Source organism: Flavobacterium sp., from assembly GCF_965284515.1.
In the GTDB taxonomy this organism is placed as follows: domain Bacteria; phylum Bacteroidota; class Bacteroidia; order Flavobacteriales; family Flavobacteriaceae; genus Flavobacterium.
On sequence record NZ_OZ260089.1, the window covers coordinates 1756841 to 1774408 of the forward strand.

At 30.8% G+C, this 17568-nt stretch carries 17 protein-coding genes and 1 other RNA gene; 9 read left to right on the top strand and 9 right to left on the bottom strand.

All coding sequences use genetic code 11. The annotated features are described in order from the left end of the window. Positions 1 to 47: 47 nt before the first annotated feature. The 6 genes from ACQ65T_RS08095 to prfB all read right to left on the bottom strand — a co-directional run bounded on the left by ACQ65T_RS08095 (position 48) and on the right by prfB (position 6439). Positions 48 to 1685, bottom strand: a complete 1638-nt coding sequence (locus tag ACQ65T_RS08095) for a pseudouridine synthase (RefSeq protein ID WP_430400575.1) — start codon at positions 1683 to 1685, stop codon at positions 48 to 50. 64 nt (positions 1686 to 1749) lie between these two features. Next, positions 1750 to 2034, bottom strand: coding sequence for a hypothetical protein (locus ACQ65T_RS08100; protein ID WP_430400576.1), 285 nt, complete (start codon positions 2032 to 2034; stop codon positions 1750 to 1752). 69 nt (positions 2035 to 2103) lie between these two features. Then, positions 2104 to 2556, bottom strand: a complete 453-nt coding sequence (locus ACQ65T_RS08105) for a hypothetical protein (protein WP_430400577.1) — start codon at positions 2554 to 2556, stop codon at positions 2104 to 2106. Positions 2557 to 2558: 2 nt separating this feature from the next. Continuing rightward, positions 2559 to 4202, bottom strand: a complete 1644-nt coding sequence (locus tag ACQ65T_RS08110) for an acyl-CoA carboxylase subunit beta (protein WP_430400578.1) — start codon at positions 4200 to 4202, stop codon at positions 2559 to 2561. Between the two features lie 120 nt (positions 4203 to 4322). Further along, positions 4323 to 5321: a UDP-3-O-(3-hydroxymyristoyl)glucosamine N-acyltransferase gene (gene lpxD / locus ACQ65T_RS08115; RefSeq protein ID WP_430400579.1), complete on the bottom strand. Its 999-nt coding sequence runs from the start codon at positions 5319 to 5321 to the stop codon at positions 4323 to 4325. Between the two features lie 19 nt (positions 5322 to 5340). After that, positions 5341 to 6439, bottom strand: a protein-coding gene (prfB, locus tag ACQ65T_RS08120; protein ID WP_430400580.1) for a peptide chain release factor 2 whose coding sequence is annotated in 2 segments (ribosomal slippage) — positions 5341 to 6375 and positions 6377 to 6439 — 1098 coding nt in all. Because the reading frame shifts where the segments join, the coding sequence is not laid out codon by codon here. Between the two features lie 49 nt (positions 6440 to 6488). On the opposite strand from prfB, the gene ACQ65T_RS08125 reads away from it, so the two are divergent. Beyond that, positions 6489 to 7514, top strand: a complete 1026-nt coding sequence (locus ACQ65T_RS08125) for a threonine aldolase family protein (RefSeq protein ID WP_430400581.1) — start codon at positions 6489 to 6491, stop codon at positions 7512 to 7514. Positions 7515 to 7548: 34 nt separating this feature from the next. On the opposite strand, the gene ACQ65T_RS08130 is transcribed toward ACQ65T_RS08125, so the two are convergent. Beyond that, positions 7549 to 7872, bottom strand: a complete 324-nt coding sequence (locus ACQ65T_RS08130; protein WP_430400582.1) for a YbaB/EbfC family nucleoid-associated protein — start codon at positions 7870 to 7872, stop codon at positions 7549 to 7551. Between the two features lie 65 nt (positions 7873 to 7937). Here ACQ65T_RS08130 and ACQ65T_RS08135 point away from each other — a divergent pair, with 65 nt between their 5' ends. The 3 genes from ACQ65T_RS08135 (at position 7938) to ACQ65T_RS08145 (ending at position 12247) form a co-directional block, all read left to right on the top strand. Further along, positions 7938 to 10070 carry a S9 family peptidase gene (locus ACQ65T_RS08135; protein ID WP_430400583.1) on the top strand — a complete coding sequence of 711 codons (2133 nt, stop codon included), beginning with the start codon at positions 7938 to 7940 and terminating at the stop codon, positions 10068 to 10070. 78 nt (positions 10071 to 10148) lie between these two features. Beyond that, complete coding sequence (locus ACQ65T_RS08140) at positions 10149 to 11189, top strand: PLP-dependent cysteine synthase family protein (RefSeq protein ID WP_430400584.1); 1041 nt, start codon at positions 10149 to 10151, stop codon at positions 11187 to 11189. 107 nt (positions 11190 to 11296) lie between these two features. After that, positions 11297 to 12247, top strand: a complete 951-nt coding sequence (locus tag ACQ65T_RS08145; protein WP_430400585.1) for an NAD(P)H-dependent flavin oxidoreductase — start codon at positions 11297 to 11299, stop codon at positions 12245 to 12247. Positions 12248 to 12292: 45 nt separating this feature from the next. Here the strand turns inward: ACQ65T_RS08145 and ACQ65T_RS08150 are convergent, their stop codons facing one another. After that, positions 12293 to 12988: a carboxypeptidase-like regulatory domain-containing protein gene (locus tag ACQ65T_RS08150; protein ID WP_430400586.1), complete on the bottom strand. Its 696-nt coding sequence runs from the start codon at positions 12986 to 12988 to the stop codon at positions 12293 to 12295. After that, entirely contained in the window at positions 12988 to 14061 is a 1074-nt protein-coding gene (locus tag ACQ65T_RS08155) for a glutaminyl-peptide cyclotransferase (RefSeq protein WP_430400587.1), read from the bottom strand. The genes ACQ65T_RS08150 and ACQ65T_RS08155 overlap by 1 nt, the downstream gene beginning before the upstream one ends. A gap of 88 nt (positions 14062 to 14149) precedes the next feature. On the opposite strand from ACQ65T_RS08155, the gene ffs reads away from it, so the two are divergent. From ffs to fsa, 5 genes are all read left to right on the top strand, one after another. Next, an RNA gene (gene ffs, locus ACQ65T_RS08160) (signal recognition particle sRNA small type) lies at positions 14150 to 14248 on the top strand. 61 nt (positions 14249 to 14309) lie between these two features. Continuing rightward, positions 14310 to 15302, top strand: a complete 993-nt coding sequence (locus tag ACQ65T_RS08165; protein ID WP_430400588.1) for an enolase C-terminal domain-like protein — start codon at positions 14310 to 14312, stop codon at positions 15300 to 15302. Positions 15303 to 15350: 48 nt separating this feature from the next. Then, the gene (locus tag ACQ65T_RS08170) at positions 15351 to 16154 is read left to right on the top strand and encodes an SDR family oxidoreductase (RefSeq protein ID WP_430400589.1); all 804 of its coding nucleotides are present in this window, start codon (positions 15351 to 15353) and stop codon (positions 16152 to 16154) included. 5 nt (positions 16155 to 16159) lie between these two features. Continuing rightward, a complete protein-coding gene (locus tag ACQ65T_RS08175; RefSeq protein WP_430400590.1) occupies positions 16160 to 16804 on the top strand; it encodes a hypothetical protein in 645 nt (214 codons plus the stop codon). A gap of 74 nt (positions 16805 to 16878) precedes the next feature. Next, complete coding sequence (gene fsa / locus ACQ65T_RS08180) at positions 16879 to 17535, top strand: fructose-6-phosphate aldolase (RefSeq protein WP_430400591.1); 657 nt, start codon at positions 16879 to 16881, stop codon at positions 17533 to 17535. Positions 17536 to 17568 lie beyond the last annotated feature (33 nt).

Genomic DNA, 17568 nt, shown 5'->3' on the forward strand with positions numbered 1-17568 from the left:
AATATTGGTAGTTGAATTTTATGTTTTGTTACTGATAAATTAGTTTTTTAAAATTCAGCTTCTTTTAAAAGAGTAATTTTCTCTTTTGAAATAGGATGTTCAAACGTAATTTTTTCTGCATGAAGATGTAATCTATTTGCTTTCGTTCCATACAAATCATCCCCAATTATTGGGCAATTTAGACCTAAATTATGCGAAGCATGCACGCGCAATTGATGCGTTCTGCCTGTAATAGGGTAGAAGTGAATGCGTGTTTGATTGTTCTCTCTACTAATTACTTTAAACTTTGTTCTTGCCGATTTTCCATGTTCATAACAAACCAATTGATTAGGCCGATTGTCAATATCTAATCGTAAAGGTAAGTCAATATAGCCTTCATTTTGAGAAACAATCCCGTCTAATAAAGCAACATATCTTTTTTGAACCGTTCTTTTAATAAATTGGCTTTGTAAATTTTTATACACTTCTTCTGATTTTGCAATGAGCATTAATCCAGAAGTAGACATGTCTAATCGATGCACAATTAGTGGCCCTGTTGCGTTTGGATATAAATCTTTAACTCTTTGGTAAACCGAATCGGTTACATTTTTCCCAGGAACCGATAAGAATTCGTGTGGCTTGTGAATAACTGCTAAATATTCGTCTTCAAATACAATTTCTATATTTTGGTTTTCAGCAGTATTATTTAAAAACGGATTTTCATCCATTTCAATATCCAAGAGCATATGTTTTAAAATAGGTTCGCACTTTCCGGTACAAGCTGGATAGAATTGCTTGTGTTTTCGAATTTCTGATTTTGGCGATTGTCCCCACCAAAATTCAGCCATTGCAATTGGTTTTAGATTGTTTTGAAAGGCATAATGCAATAATTTTGGAGCAGCGCATTCTCCTGCACCAGCTGGCGGATTGTTTTCGAAAATGGCACCTAAACTTTTAGAATCTTGATATTGATTTAAAAATGCATAATTATTAAATAATTGTTGTTGTAATTGTGCTGACTTGATTCTTCTTATTTCCTTTTTAAAATTAATTTTATTCTTAAAAATATTGACTTCTTTTTGAGCGTCTGAAATTTTATAATTCCAATAGGCATTCATTTTTTTTAATAAAATTTTTTCTAATTGGCTTTCTTTGTTTAGTTCATCTATATCACATTCAAGGTTTTTACGCTTTTCATTACGAAGTTTTTTTTGTGTTTTCATGACCGTTTTATAACGATTTAAGTCAAATTCGGCCTCTTTTTGAATGTTTTTTAGAACTTCTTGTGCTTTTAGATAATCCAAATCTTGCTCTAGAGTTTCAATTTCTTTAGTAATTTGATTCAATTCATTTTCACCAATTTTATAAAATTCGTTCTCATCTAACATGTCATAAACTGTTGGTACAAAGTATTTATGGTGATTAGAGTCAGCCAACTTTCCAGAAAATGCAGCTAAATAACCTAATTGTCCCTTTTTATTTTGGCAAACTAAAACCCCAAACATTTTTCCAATAACTAATCCACTTTGGCTTTCTTCTAATCCAAAATTATGTTCAAAATCAGTTTGATCATTTAAGTAATCTTGTAATTCTTGAGCGGCAATTATACTCAATTGATTTGGCTCGTAATAAAAAGGGAACGTGAATTTTTCTGGTAAGCTAATACCTGAAATATTGGATTTAAATAAATGGAAAAAAGTACTCATTCTCTTTTAAAATAAAAGAGCTATTCTAAAAGAACAGCTCTTTTATAAATATGTTTTTAAAAATCTATTCTGCTTTTTTTGAGCAACATTCTTTTTTACAACCTGGCTCACAAGTTTTAGCTTCAGTAGTTTTATCTGCGCAACATGCTTTTTCACAACCTAGTTCACAAGTTTTAGCAACTTTATCTGCACAACATGCTTTTTCACATCCTGGCTCACAAGTATTTCCTGATTTTTCTACACAGCATTCTTTTTTACAATCTACCTCACACTCTTTTTTTGTATCGTTACAAGAAACAACACTTAAGCCAATAAGTGCAATTGCTATAATTTTTTTAAATAATTTCATAATTTATGTATTTTGTTCAAAGTTAATATTTAATTGGTGATTTATTTTTTCACTTAATTGTGCTAATATTTATTCATATGGTATTGCGTAAATTATAATATTGTCATCTATATTATCATTATCAATGTCATAGACATAAGAATATATAAAACTATTTTCATTTACTAAAATTACTTTAAAATCAATTACTTTTTGTGTGCCAAAAAATAAAGAAATAATATCATTTTTAACTTTCCAATCCCTATTTATTCCATTTGTAGAACAAATATCATTAATAAAAATTAACTCACTATATTGTCTAATTTGAGTTTCATTATTTGCAAAAGTAAATTCATCTTTTTGACAGCTTGGTTGATGTTGGTAAATATATTGCTGTCCATTAATGTTAACTTGATTATAAGCCCATCGTTTAATTAATAAATCGACATTAAATTCTGGGTTTTGAATCGGGTTATCTGTATTTGAATCATCACTACTACAAGATAATAGGATAACTATGAAAAATATTAAATATTTTTTCATAATTAAACTTGAATTACACCTAAATTGAAGGGTTTTTCAATAGGAGCGTGGTTAGCAGCTTCAATACCCATTGATATCCATGTACGCGTATCCATTGGGTCAACAATTGCATCTGTCCATAAACGTGAAGCTGCGTAATATGGTGAAACCTGTTCGTCGTAACGGGCTTTTATTTTATCAAATAGTTCTTTTTCAACTTGTTCATCAACTACTTTACCTTGTTTTTTTAAGGTTGCAGCTTCAATTTGAACCAGTACTTTAGCTGCTGAATTTCCACTCATAACTGCTAATTCTGCACTTGGCCAAGCAAATATTAATCTTGGATCGTATGCTTTTCCGCACATAGCATAGTTTCCTGCTCCGTATGAATTTCCAATAATTACTGTAAATTTTGGAACTACAGAATTAGAAACCGCATTAACCATTTTGGCACCATCTTTAATAATTCCTCCGTGTTCTGATTTACTTCCTACCATAAAACCAGTTACATCTTGTAAAAAGACCAATGGAATTTTCTTTTGGTTACAATTGGCAATAAAACGAGTCGCTTTATCAGCAGAATCAGAATATATAACACCACCAAATTGCATTTCACTAGGTTTTGTTTTTGCAGCAGTTGTTTTTACGATTTTACGTTGGTTAGCCACAATTCCTACTGCCCAACCATCTATTCGTGCATAACCTGTAATAATTGTTTGTCCGTAACCTGCTTTGTATTCTTCAAATTCGGAATTATCAACCATTCTGTTGATAATTTCCATCATATCGTATTGCTCGTTACGCGCTTTAGGAAGAATTCCATAAATCTCTTTTGGGTTTAAAGCTGGTTTTTGAGCTTTTATACGATTGTATCCCGCTTTATCAAACTCACCAATTTTTCCCACAACACTTTTTATTCTATCTAACGCGGCTGCATCGTCTTTCGCTTTAAAGTCGGTAACTCCAGAAATTTCACAATGTGTAGTAGCTCCGCCTAGCGATTCATTATCTATGCTTTCTCCAATTGCTGCTTTTACTAAATAGCTTCCAGCAAGGAAGATACTTCCAGTTTTATCTACAATCATTGCTTCATCGCTCATAATTGGTAAATAAGCACCACCAGCAACGCAACTTCCCATTACAGCAGCAATTTGGGTAATTCCCATACTACTCATTACAGCATTATTTCTGAATATTCTTCCAAAGTGTTCTTTATCAGGGAAAATTTCATCTTGTAATGGTAAATATACACCGGCTGAATCCACTAAATAAATAATTGGCAATCTGTTTTCAATTGCAATTTCTTGGGCTCTTAAATTCTTTTTTGCGGTTATAGGAAACCAAGCACCAGCCTTTACAGTTGCATCATTAGCTACAACTATACATTGCTTACCAGAAACATATCCCATTTTTACTACAACACCACCTGAAGGACATCCTCCATGCTCTTTATACATGCCTTCACCAACAAAAGCGCCAATTTCTATTGAATTTGCTTTGTCATCTAATAAATAATCAATACGCTCACGTGCAGTCATTTTACCCTCTGCATGTAATTTATCAATCCTTTTTTGTCCGCCTCCAAGCTTTACTTGAGCAAATCTTCTCTTTAAATCGGATACTAATAATTTATTATGATCTTCGTTTTTGTTGAATTCTAAGTCCATTGTAGTAGTTTAATTTTTTTGTAAAAATAGAATGCTAAAATACAAAATTCATTGAAACTTTTGCCTGCTATTTTTATCAATAAATAAAGGAAAAAATCTTTATTTTACTTTCTTCATATATTATTTTTTTGAATCATTAACAAGTCTTTTCAATATAGCCCATTGTTTTAGAGCGTCTCTAGCTTCTACCGCAGGATAACCAAGCATTGTCTTTCCGGCTTCGACATCCCCTGTTACACCAGAACCTGCACCAACTATAGCTCCATCTCCAATTTTCGTATGGTCTTTAATTGAAGCACTTCCGCCAATTATAACACCATTTCCAAGCGTAACGGAACCAGCCAAACCACTGTTTCCTGCCATAATACAAAATCTGCCGAGTTTACTGTTATGTCCAATTTGTACTAGATTGTCTATTTTACATCCATCGCCAATAACTGTTGAGCTAAATTTCCCTCTGTCAACGCAAGAATTAGCACCTATTTCAACATCATTTCCAATAATTACATTACCTATTTGTGGTACCTTAACCAATCCTTTTTCTGGATCAGGTCGAAAACCAAAACCGTCTGCACCTATTGTAGCATTTGGGTGAATAATACATTTGTTTCCTAAATGACAACGTTCTCTAATAACAGTTCCTGACCAAATGACTGTATTTTTACCTATAGTACAATCATCAAGAATGGTAACATTAGGATAAATTACTGAGTTTTCTCCTATTCTAGTATTTGGACCAATGTAACAACCAGCACCAATTTTTACTCCATTTTCAATAGAAGCAGTTTTGTCTATAATTGCAGTTGGATGTATATCGTTTTTAAAAATAGGCGGCGGTGGAGCAAAAAGTTTTAAAACCTGCGACATAGCCAAATCTGCATTCTTTACTTTTATAAAAGCTTTATTTTCACCAGGTTCTATTGAAATGTCTTCATTAACAACAGCAACACAAGCTTTAGAATCTGCCCAAAACTTTTCATATTTTTTGTTACCAATAAATGAAATTTCAGAATTTGAAGCAACTTCGAGTTGTTCAGGAGCCGTTATTAATTGATTTGTATCTCCTAATATAGTTCCTTTTAAAACTTCATTAATTTCTTGTAGGCTAAATTTTTTCATAAGTTTTTTTTAAACAAATTTATTCTTCTTCTCTTTGTCCCATTAGCATTAAGTATGCCTTTAAGAATTGGTCAATATTTCCATTCATAACACCGTCAATATCACTTGTTTCTTGGCCAGAACGAACGTCTTTAATTAGTTTGTAAGGATGCATTACGTAGTTACGAATTTGTGAGCCCCATTCAATTTTCATTTTACCAGCTTCAATATCTGCTCGTTGTTCCATTTGCTTTTTCAACTCAATTTCATACAATTGCGATTTTAGCATTTGCATCGCTCTGTTTCTGTTATCGTGTTGAGAACGAGTTTCAGAGCATTGAATTTGAATTCCAGTTGGTTTATGAACTAATTGTACTTTGGTTTCTACCTTATTGACATTTTGTCCTCCAGCACCACTAGATCGGGCTGTTGTTATTTCTATATCTGCAGGGTTAATTTCAATCTCAATTGTATCATCTACTAACGGGTAAACATAAACTGAAGCAAAAGAGGTATGTCTTTTAGCATTGCTGTCAAATGGAGAAATCCTTACCAATCGATGTACACCATTTTCACCTTTTAGATATCCAAAAGCAAAATCACCTTCAATTTCTAATGTAACCGTTTTAATTCCGGCAACATCGCCTTCTTGGTAATTCAATTCTTTAATTTTATACCCTTGTTTTTCAGCCCACATCAAGTACATGCGCATAAGCATAGAAGCCCAATCGCAACTTTCAGTTCCACCAGCACCAGCCGTAATTTGAAGAACTGCACTTAAGCTATCTCCTTCATCAGAAAGCATATTGCGAAACTCTATGTCTTCAATATGAAGTATCGTCTTGTTTAACAATTCTTCAACTTCTTCTTCATTAATTTCACCTTCCTTTAGAAAGTCCATCATTATTTGAAGCTCTTCAACATATTCAGTAGCTTTATTGAAATCTTCGACCCATTTCTTCTTTGAGCGTAAATTTCTAACAATAACTTCAGCTTCTTTTGCATTGTTCCAAAAATTTGGAGCAAAAGTTTTTTCTTCTTCGTTTGATATTTCTATAAGTTTCTTATCGATGTCAAAGATACCTCCTTAACGCACCAAGGCGCTCTATAATATCCTTTACTTGTTCTGTAGTAATCATATTATTTTTGTAGTTTTACAGCACAAAAATAGACATTCCTTTTAATATTATGGAAATTAATTTAATAAGTGATACCGTAACAAAACCATCTCCAGAAATGCTTGCAGCAATGTTTAATGCAAAAGTGGGAGATGATGTTTTTAAACAAGATCCAACAGTTAACGAACTAGAAGCTAAGGTAGCTGAAATGTTTGGAATGGAAGCTGCTCTTTTTTTTCCTTCAGGGACAATGGCAAACCAAACCGCAATAAGAGTTCATACAAGACCTGGAGATGAAGTAATTTGTGATAAATGGTCGCATATATTTTTATATGAAGGCGGAGGAGTAGCTGCTAATAGCGGTGTTTCTTGTCATTTAGTTGATGGAGATAGAGGAATGATTACGCCAGAATTAGTAAAAAGTGTAATTAGTGATCCTAGTTTTTATCATGCTCCTTTAACAAAGATGGTAAGTCTTGAAAATACTACTAATAAAGGTGGTGGAGCTTGTTATGATATGGCTAATTTAAAAGCAATTAAAGAAGTTTGTATAGCAAATAATTTAATTTATCATTTAGATGGTGCTCGATTATGGAATGCTTTGGTAGCTAAAAATCAAAATCCAAAAGAATACGGACAATTATTCGACACTATTTCGGTTTGTTTGTCAAAAGGATTAGGAGCGCCTGTTGGTTCTGTTTTATTGGGTACAAAAGAACATATTAATAGAGCAATTCGTGTTAGAAAGCTTTTTGGAGGAAATATGCGTCAAGCCGGTTATTTGGCTGCAGCCGGAATTTATGCCCTCGACAATAATATTCAACGATTAGAACAAGATCATAGAAAAGCAAAAGAACTCGGAAACTTATTAAAAACAATGACTTGGGTTGAAAAAGTTGAAGATGTTGAGACAAATATTTTAATTTTTCAGTTGAAAAAAAATATAGATGAATCTAAATTCACAGATTTATTGAAACAAAAAAATATTTTAATAAGCTCAATGGGTCAAGGAAAACTAAGAATGGTAACTCATTTAGATTATAAGGAAGTTATGCATACTTATGTTCTAGAGGCTCTAGCTAAAATTGAATTATAGGAAATAAAAAAAGCAACTCATAGAGTTGCTTTTTTTATTTAAACATATCCATTCCTGGAATATTTGGCATTCCTTCTTTGGCAACAGCAGCTAATTCTGTTTCATTAACATTAGTAGCTTTTTCTATTGCTTTATTTAAAGTAAAGATTAAATAATCTTCAAGCATTTCTTTATCAGAAAGCAAGTTGTCATCAATAGTTATACTTTTTATTTTTCGATTAGCAGTAAGTGTGATATTGATTAAATTATCACTACTTTTTTCATCGATAAGTAGCGAATCTAAACGTTTTTTAGTTTCTTCTACTTTTTGTTGGGTTTCTTTAATCTTACCCATCATTCCCATAATATCTCCAAACATATTTTTTTAATTTTTTAATTCATACAAAAATATTAAATTAGCAATTAAATACAAATGATAACTTCATGAAAAAATATACTTATTTCGCATTAATTTCTCTTATTTTTGCAACCTCTTGTAAAGAAAAAAAAGTAAAAATGAACGAAGAAATTAAAGCACCTGTAGCACAAATAAAACCGCATAATTTAGAAAAACATGGTGAAGTTAGAGTAGATGACTATTACTGGTTGAATGATAGAGAAAACAAAGATGTAATTGATTATTTGAATAAAGAGAATGAGTATTATCAAGAAATGACGGCTCATACTAAACAATTACAAGATGATTTGTTTAAAGAAATGAAAGCTCGTATTAAGGAAGACGATTCTTCAGTACCTTATTTTTATAATGGGTACTATTATATTACTAGATTTGAAACGGGTAAAGATTATCCAATATATTCTAGAAAAAAAGGTTCTCTTGATGCAAAAGAAGAAATCATGTTTGATTGCAATGAAATGGCTAAGAACTTTTCTTATTTTAACTTAACTGGTATAAGTGTAAGTGAAGATAATAAATGGGCTACTTTTGGATTAGATGTTGTTTCTAGACGTCAATATTTAATTCAAATAAAAAACCTTGAGACTGGTGAAATTCTTTCTGAAAAGATTGAAAATACAACTGGTTCGGCTGCTTGGGCAAGTGATAATAAAACTATTTTTTACACCAAGAAAGACCCTAAAACGTTAAGATCTGATATGATCTATAAACATAAATTGAATACCGATTCAAAAAAAGATGAATTAGTTTTTCATGAGAAAGACGATACTTTTTACACTACAGTTTATAAAGACAAATCAAAAAAATACATAGTTATAGCTTCATCAAGTACTTTAACTACTGAATTTCAAATTCTATACGCTTCAACTCCGGATGGTTCTTTTAAGACTTTTCAAAAAAGAGTTAGAGGTTTAGAATACAGTATTTCGCATTTTGCAAATCATTTTTATGTTTTGACCAATAGCGATAAAGCAACTAACTTTAAATTAATGAAAACTCCAGAGAGTTCAACAGGTATTGAAAATTGGACTGAAGTAATTCCACATAGAGATGATGTGTTGTTAGAAGGAATTGATATTTTTAAAAACTTCTTAGTTGTTGAAGAGCGTGCTAATGGGCTGAATAAGATTCAAATTCGCCCTTGGAGCGGTGAAACACCATATTATTTGCCTTTTTCTAGTGAAACTTATACCGCATATTCAACTACTAACCCAGATTTTGACACAGATATTCTAAGATACGCTTACCAATCTTTAGCAACTCCGTCTTCGGTAATTGACTTTAATATGGTTACTAAAGAAAAAATGGTTCTAAAAGAGCAAGAAGTTTTAGGGGGTAATTTTGATAAAAATAATTATATAGAAGAAAGAATATGGGCAACTGCAGAAGATGGAACTAAGATTCCTATTTCAATGGTGTATAGAAAAGGTATGAAGAAAAATGGTTCAAATCCTTTTCTACTTTATGCTTACGGTTCTTATGGTTCTACTATCGATCCTTATTTTTCAACAACTAGATTAAGTCTTTTAGATAGAGGTTTTATTTTTGCCATTGCACATGTTAGAGGAGGAGAGTATTTGGGTAGAGAATGGTATGAAAATGGAAAGTTACTTAAAAAGAAAAATACTTTTACTGATTTTATTGATTGTTCAAAATATGTAATTAGAAAAGAATATACTTCAAAAAGTCATTTGTATGCTGAAGGTGGTTCAGCCGGTGGTTTATTAATGGGAGCAATAGTTAATATGGCTCCAGAATTATATAATGGTGTTATTGCACAAGTTCCTTTTGTGGATGTTGTTACAACAATGCTAGATGATTCTATACCTTTAACTACAGGTGAATATGATGAATGGGGAAATCCTAATGATAAAGAATATTATGATTACATGTTGTCTTATTCACCATATGATAATGTAAAAGAGCAAGCTTATCCAAACATGTATGTTTCTACAGGTTTGCATGATTCTCAAGTGCAATATTGGGAGCCTGCAAAATGGGTAGCTAAACTTCGAGCAAAAAAAACGAATAATAATTTATTGTTTTTAGACACTAATATGGAAGCCGGACATGGAGGAGCTTCAGGAAGATTTGAAGCACTTAAAGAAGTTGCTAAAGAATTTGCTTTTTTATTAGATTTAGAAAAAATTAAGAAGTAATTAAACTTTTTTTGTTAAATTTGCAGGGTTTTGGGGTTAAAAATTAACCAATACTATGCCTCATATAATATTTTTTTTATGAAAGAAGAAATAAAAGCCTACAATAATATATTAGAATTAATAGGAAATACACCACTTATTAAACTAAATAATATTACTAAGGGCTTATCTGGAAATTTCTACGCCAAAGTAGAAGCTTTTAATCCAGGTCATTCAACAAAAGATAGAATTGCATTATATATTATTGAAGAAGCTGAAAAAAGAGGAATTCTTAAACCAGGCGACACTATTATAGAAACTACTTCTGGTAATACAGGTTTTAGTTTAGCTATGGTAAGTATTATTAAAGGGTATGAATGTATTTTAGCTGTAAGTTCAAAGTCGTCTAAAGATAAAATAGATATGCTTAGAACTATGGGAGCAAAAGTATATGTTTGTCCGGCGAATGTTTCAGCAGATGATGAACGTTCTTATTATAATGTAGCTAAAAGATTGCATGAAGAAACTAAAGGTTCTGTTTATATAAATCAATACTTTAATGATTTAAACATAGATGCTCATTACAATACAACTGGACCAGAAATTTGGGAACAAACGAATGGTCAAATAACTCATTTAGTTGCATGTAGCGGGACTGGTGGAACAATTTCAGGAACAGCTCGTTTCTTAAAAGAGCAAAATCCTAATATTAAAATTTTAGGAGTTGATGCTTTTGGTTCTGTTTTGAAAAAATACCATGAAACTAAAGAATTTGATAATGATGAAATTTATCCTTATCGTATTGAAGGTTTAGGAAAAAATTTAATTCCAACTGCTACAGACTTTGATATTATCGATTATTTCATGAAAGTATCTGATGAAGAAAGTGCTCATACAGCTAGAGAATTAGCAAAAAAAGAAGGTTTATTTGTTGGTTATACTTCAGGAGCAGCTTTTCAGGCTATTAAACAATATAGTGAATTAGGTGCATTTGATGAGAACAGTAATATAGTTGTTATATTTCCAGATCATGGTTCAAGATATATGAGTAAAGTATTCAGTGATGATTGGATGAATGAACAAGGATTTTTTGATACTAAAAATCAAGAAGAAGCTCAAAAAATAGAAATTATAAAATAAATTAAAAAGGATATTGCTAAATATCCTTTTTTTTATCTCAATTATTTTTTATATGCACGCATACTATTAACAATTCTTACTATATTTGAAAAACAAATTTTATAATTATGCAAAAGCCAACTTTAACTACTTTACTTAACACTACTTATCCAATTATTATTGCGCCAATGTTTTTAGTATCCAATACTAAAATGGTTATTGAAGGAATGAAGAGTGGAGTTGCAGGTTGTATTCCAGCTTTAAACTATAGAACTCTTGAGGAATTGAAAAATGCAATTAACGAGTTAAAAGCAGCTAAAGTTCCAGGAGGAAGTTTTGGTTTTAACTTAATTGTAAATAAGTCAAACATTAAGTATAAAGATCAATTAAGAGTACTTTGTGAAGAAGGAGTCGATTTTATTATAACATCATTAGGAAGTCCAGAAGAAACAATTAACGAAGCACATAAAGTTGGAATTAAAGTTTTTTGTGATGTTACCGATTTAAAATTTGCAAAAAAAGTTGAAGAATTAGGTGGCGATGCAATTATCGCAGTCAATAATCAAGCTGGAGGACACAGAGGAAATATCGCTCCAGATGTACTAATTAAACAACTTAATGAAGGAACCTCTTTACCGGTTATTTCTGCTGGTGGAGTAGGAAACAAGGAAGAATTAGAAAAAATGTTGTCTTATGGCGCAATTGGAGTTTCTATAGGAAGTCCGTTTATAGCATCAGTAGAAGCAGGAGTTTCAGACGAATATAAACAAGCTTGTGTTGATTATGGTGCAAAGGATATCGTAATGACCGAACGTATTTCAGGAACACCGTGTACTGTAATTAATACACCATATGTTCAAAAAATAGGCACAAAACAAACTTGGTTAGAGAATCTTTTGAATAAGAATAAAAGTTTAAAAAAATGGGTTAAAATGATTCGTTTTATGATTGGAACTAGTGCTGTTACTAAAGCAGCTACTCAAGCTACTTATAAAACGGTTTGGGTTGCTGGTCCAAGTATTGAACATTCTACAGAAATAGGTACTGTAAAAAGTATAGTAGAGAAGTTTGTGAAATAAAAGATATAAAAAAGCCTCAATAATTTTTGAGGCTTTTTTTAAAGTTTACCTAAACCAGTTTCTTACTTTTTGAATTTGTCTTCCAAAGAAAGTACGTTTTTTTATATATCCCCCAACAACAAAAACTTCCCCACCGACAAGAATATCCTCAGTCATTTTTATTTCATAATTATTTTTTATTCCTATAGTAACTTTTTCAATTTTCATTCCAGTATAGGTAATGACTAAAAGGTCACCTAAACGAGCTTCAATTTCAAAATTCCCATCAAAATCTGTGTTTGTAACGTTGGTTGTACCTTCAACTGCAACCATTGCTCCACCAAGAGGACCAAGTGCATCTGAAACAACACCTTTAATTATATGTGGAAGGTTAGGGTTTATAATTGTATCCTTAACAGAAAGACTTTTAGTATCAGTTTGAATAGTATCTTGTTTGATTTGAGCAAAAGCATTTTGAGTTCCTATTCCAATAAAACTAATTGCAGTTGTGAAAATAACAGACCAATAAGATGATTTTTTATTTTGAAGAATTAAATTTCGGTTCAATTGAGTGTTTAAAAAACGTCCGCACGTGTTTTTCTCTTTATTTAAATGTTCAATTATTTCTTTATCGGTTGCTTTTGTGAAGTCAAAAACAGTTTTTTTACAAGAACCACAAAATCTTCCTTTTTCTTCAGGAGTCATTGCTTCCCAATTTTCGTGGCAAGGTTTTGGTATATTAATATTGTATTTATTAGACATTAATCTATAGTTATTTCAAAAACTTTATCCCAATTTTTACCCGTTACAAAAACCGTTTTTGTTTTAGGGTTATAAGCTATTCCGTTTAAAACGTCTAAATCTGGATGTTTAGTCACTTTGTTTTTTAAATCACTTAGGTTGATGATGTTTTCAACAGCTCCATTTTTTGGATTGATTATTGCAATTGCATCACGACCGTAAACATTTGCCCATATTTTACCATCTATCCATTCAAGTTCGTTTACGGCTTCAATTTTATTTGCATTGGTATAAATATTTATATAATCAATTTCTTCTAAAGTTTCAGGATCTAAAATGTATATTTTTTCTGTTCCATTACTCATATAAAGGTTTTTACCATCATTGGTAAAACCCCAACCTTCCATATTTTTAAAATATTTAAATGTTTTTATTTTTTCAAAAGTATCAGCATTATACACGTATCCTTCATTATTTTGATACGTCAACTGGTATACTTTATTATTCAAAATAGTAATTCCTTCACCAAAATATTGCATTCCAAGTTCTACTTTTTTATAGACTTCACCTGTTTTATAATTGGTTTTACGTAAACTAGAAATTCCTCTTTTACCAGTACCGCTTCCAGCTCCGTTTCCTGTACCTTCAATTAAAGTATCTCTGTAAAATTCAAAACCTTGTGTGTAGGCTTTAATATCGTGAGGATATGTGTTTATTATTTTATAAGTCAATAATTTAGGAGCATCTTGAGCCACAACCGTAAAATTTGTTTGAATTTCAGTAGTTTCGTTTTCAAAATACACTTTGGCTTTTATAAGATGCCAACCTAATTTTTCATTTTCAAAACTATAATGCAATTTGTTATTTCCAAGACTTGTTCCAATAGATTTATTATTTAAAATATAGTTTACAGAATCTATTTTCTTTGCTTTTTCATTTTTAATTACAAAATCTGCCGACTCATTTGGTTGATAAACTTGTTTTAAAACAGAAGTGTCAATAGAAAATAAATTATTTTTTTCGTTTTTATCGCCTTCACAAGAACCAATTAGTATGCTTAAACTTATGATTGTTAATGATTTAATATATAACATGCTTTTTATTATTTGATAACACAATATACAACGAATTTTAAAAGAAACAATTGCCTTGCAAAAATATAAAATGTTTGTATATTTGCACCGGCAAGTCCTACACGACCAGCTCCTGCAGAATCCCCCAGGGTGGGAACGCAGCAAGGGTAAGCGGTTGTAGCGGTGCGATGTAGGTCGCTTGCCATTTTTTTAAAATATTTGATCTCCCTTTTCGGAGATTTTTTATTTTTATACCTTTCCTATCTTATATGAAATTACACTTTCAAATAGTTCGTCTTAAGCTTAAAGAAACATTTTCAATCAGTTACGGGAGTTATTCTCATCGTGATGCACTTGTCGTTTCATTGACTAAGCATAATAAAACAGGTTATGGAGAATGTACAGCAATTGATTATTATGGAATAGATTTAAATGCTTTTATTCTAAAATTAGAATCCATTCAATCGCTATTGGAAAAAAGGGAGATTATTTATCCAACTGAATTTTATCTTTTCTTAGAATCTTTAAATTTACATTTTTTCTTGTGTTCGGCTTTAGATTGTGCGTATTGGGATTTATTTGGAAAACTAGAAAAGAAAAATTTTTTAGAACTCAACTCAATTTCATACAATAAATTACCAGAATCTTCGATAACGATTAGTATCGATCCGATTGAAAATCAAATAGATAAAATAAAGAAATCGAATTGGAATAACTTTAAAGTAAAATGCAATCATTTTAATGAATTAGAACTGAATTCATTACTTTGTTTAGACAAAAACATTGCATTAGATGCAAATTGTAGTTTTTCAATAGATGATTGTAAATTAATAGAGAATAATAAACTTTCAAGTCAATTTACTTATATAGAACAACCTTTGGAAGTCAATAGTTTTACTAATCTTAATGCCAATAAATATCCAAATTGGATGGCAGATGAAGATTGTCAAAATGAAACTTCAATTCTAGGTCTAAAACACCATTATAGCACTTTAAATTTGAAATTAGTAAAACTTGGTGGATTAACTCCTGCATTGCAATTTGTTAAAGAAGCCAAAGCGAATAATTTCAAAATCATGATCGGTTGTATGACGGAATCAACTATAGGAATTTCAGCTGGAGCTGTATTAACTCCGTACGCTGATTTTGTAGATTTAGATGGAGCTAATTTGATTTCTAATGATATTGCTAACGGAAATTTTATCGATAATGGAAAAGTATTTCTTTCAGAAAAACCAGGCTTAGGAATTTCATTAAAATAATTTCATTAACTCTTTAAAAGACGTATTTTCGCATAATAATTTTATTGAATGAGTAAAGTAATATTTATAACAGGTGCTTCTTCTGGAATAGGAAAAGCAATAGGAGATTTTTTGCATCATAAGAACTATAAAGTATATGGAACGAGTAGAAACCCTGAACGAATTGAAAATTCGTTTTTTCCATTAGTTAAGCTTGATGTTCGAAATGTTGATTCGATTCAATTGGCTGTTACTGAAATTTTATCAAAAGAAGAAAGTATAGATGTTGTTATCAATAATGCTGGTGTTGGGATAACCGGACCTTTAGAAGAAATTCCTACAGCAGAAATTAAAAATAACTTCGAAACCAATCTTTTTGGACCTATTGAAGTAATGAAAGCCGTTTTACCTCAAATGCGTAAGCAAAAAAGCGGACTAATCATTAATATTACTTCGATTGCAGGTTATATGGGATTGCCATACAGAAGTGTTTATTCTGCTTCAAAAGGTGCTTTAGAGTTAATAACTGAAGCTTTAAGTATGGAAGTTAAAGAATTTGGTATACACATTACAAATGTTGCTCCAGGAGACTTTGCAACTAATATTGCTTCAGGTAGATATCATGCGCCACTTACAAGTGGTTCAGATTATGAGAAATCATATGGAACTACTTTAGAAATGATGGATGTACATGTAGATAGTGGGAGTAATCCAAACGATATGGCTGAAGCTATTTTTAAAATAATAAATACAAAAAAACCTAAAATACATTATAAAGTTGGAGCATTTATGCAGAAATTTTCAATTTTTTTGAAAAGAATTTTACCTGATACGGTATACGAGAAATTATTAATGAACCATTATAAACTATAAATTCAATGAAAAGAAGTCTCATTTTTTTTATTATTATTCTGTCACAATCTATCTTTGCTCAATCAGTACCTATTGATACTATAGCCAAATCAAAAGTTGTATTTGATTTTTCTGGTGGACTTTCTAGTAGAATTGGAAAAGTTGAAAAAACTAATGATTTCATTTTAGACAATAAAATTAAAGCATCAAGAAACGGTTATTTTATTGAAGCTTCATTGTTGACTCAATTTTCGCCAAATTCAAATCATTATATTGGAGTGAAGTACAATAACTTTTTTGATTACATTAATGAAAACAAATTGTCTATATCTTTTTACGGGCTTTCATATATGTATTCTAAAGAATCTAAGACAAAAGATAATTTTAACTTTGATTTATCAGTAGGTTATATTTCATATCGTGATAAAGAATATTTCTTTGATGGATACAATGTAAAAGGAGGTAACATAGGAATGAGAACAAGTGTTTCTTACCTTTTAAGAATTACAAATGGAGTTTATTCAGGACCAAAATTAGGACTACAATTTGGAAGTATTAAAGATTTTACTTTAGAAAAAAACGGAAGTACATCGCAAACTATTAATCTTAACAATACTTCAGAAAGTGTTTCAAATTTTGATTTTGGTCTGGTTTTAAGGGTGAGTATTTAATTTAATAATTAATATTACTTTTGAAATTGTACTTTTGTAAAATAAACAACACACATAAACTTAAATAGAACAAAATGAAATTTTTTATTGACACAGCTAATTTAGAGCAAATTAAAGAAGCTCAAGCTTTAGGAGTATTAGACGGGGTTACTACAAACCCTTCATTAATGGCTAAAGAAGGTATTACGGGAAAAAATAATATTTTAAAGCATTATGTAGACATTTGTAACATTGTAGATGGAGACGTAAGTGCTGAAGTAAATGCAATGGATCTTGAAGGAATGATTAGAGAGGGTGAGGAGTTGGCTGATTTACATGAACAAATTGTTGTTAAGTTGCCAATGACTGCCGAAGGAATTAAAGCTTGTAAGTATTTTTCTGATAAAGGTATTAAAACAAATGTTACTTTGATTTTTTCTGCTGGTCAAGCCTTATTAGCTGCAAAAGCAGGAGCAACTTATTGTTCTCCTTTTTTAGGAAGATTAGATGATATTTCAACAGATGGTTTAAATTTAATTGATGAAATTCGTCAAATTTATGATAACTATGCTTTTGATACCCAAATTTTAGCAGCATCAGTTCGTCATACAATGCATGTAGTAAATTGTGCTAAAATTGGTGCAGATGTAATGACTGGACCTTTGTCATCTATTCTTGGACTGTTAAAACACCCATTAACAGATAGTGGTATTGCTCAGTTTATTGCTGATTACGAAAAAGGAAACAAGTAATTATTTACATAAAAAAAGAGCCATTTCAATGAA

What these genes read in the sequence shown, in the direction of transcription:
- ACQ65T_RS08095 (WP_430400575.1), bottom strand. Translation starts at nt 1,685, where the DNA reads ATGAGTACTTTTTTCCATTTATTTAAATCCAATATTTCAGGTATTAGC.
- ACQ65T_RS08100 (WP_430400576.1), bottom strand. Translation starts at nt 2,034, where the DNA reads ATGAAATTATTTAAAAAAATTATAGCAATTGCACTTATTGGCTTAAGT.
- ACQ65T_RS08105 (WP_430400577.1), bottom strand. Translation starts at nt 2,556, where the DNA reads ATGAAAAAATATTTAATATTTTTCATAGTTATCCTATTATCTTGTAGT.
- ACQ65T_RS08110 (WP_430400578.1), bottom strand. Translation starts at nt 4,202, where the DNA reads ATGGACTTAGAATTCAACAAAAACGAAGATCATAATAAATTATTAGTA.
- lpxD (WP_430400579.1), bottom strand. Translation starts at nt 5,321, where the DNA reads ATGAAAAAATTTAGCCTACAAGAAATTAATGAAGTTTTAAAAGGAACT.
- ACQ65T_RS08125 (WP_430400581.1), top strand. Translation starts at nt 6,489, where the DNA reads ATGGAAATTAATTTAATAAGTGATACCGTAACAAAACCATCTCCAGAA.
- ACQ65T_RS08130 (WP_430400582.1), bottom strand. Translation starts at nt 7,872, where the DNA reads ATGTTTGGAGATATTATGGGAATGATGGGTAAGATTAAAGAAACCCAA.
- ACQ65T_RS08135 (WP_430400583.1), top strand. Translation starts at nt 7,938, where the DNA reads ATGAAAAAATATACTTATTTCGCATTAATTTCTCTTATTTTTGCAACC.
- ACQ65T_RS08140 (WP_430400584.1), top strand. Translation starts at nt 10,149, where the DNA reads ATGAAAGAAGAAATAAAAGCCTACAATAATATATTAGAATTAATAGGA.
- ACQ65T_RS08145 (WP_430400585.1), top strand. Translation starts at nt 11,297, where the DNA reads ATGCAAAAGCCAACTTTAACTACTTTACTTAACACTACTTATCCAATT.
- ACQ65T_RS08150 (WP_430400586.1), bottom strand. Translation starts at nt 12,988, where the DNA reads ATGTCTAATAAATACAATATTAATATACCAAAACCTTGCCACGAAAAT.
- ACQ65T_RS08155 (WP_430400587.1), bottom strand. Translation starts at nt 14,061, where the DNA reads ATGTTATATATTAAATCATTAACAATCATAAGTTTAAGCATACTAATT.
- ACQ65T_RS08165 (WP_430400588.1), top strand. Translation starts at nt 14,310, where the DNA reads ATGAAATTACACTTTCAAATAGTTCGTCTTAAGCTTAAAGAAACATTT.
- ACQ65T_RS08170 (WP_430400589.1), top strand. Translation starts at nt 15,351, where the DNA reads ATGAGTAAAGTAATATTTATAACAGGTGCTTCTTCTGGAATAGGAAAA.
- ACQ65T_RS08175 (WP_430400590.1), top strand. Translation starts at nt 16,160, where the DNA reads ATGAAAAGAAGTCTCATTTTTTTTATTATTATTCTGTCACAATCTATC.
- fsa (WP_430400591.1), top strand. Translation starts at nt 16,879, where the DNA reads ATGAAATTTTTTATTGACACAGCTAATTTAGAGCAAATTAAAGAAGCT.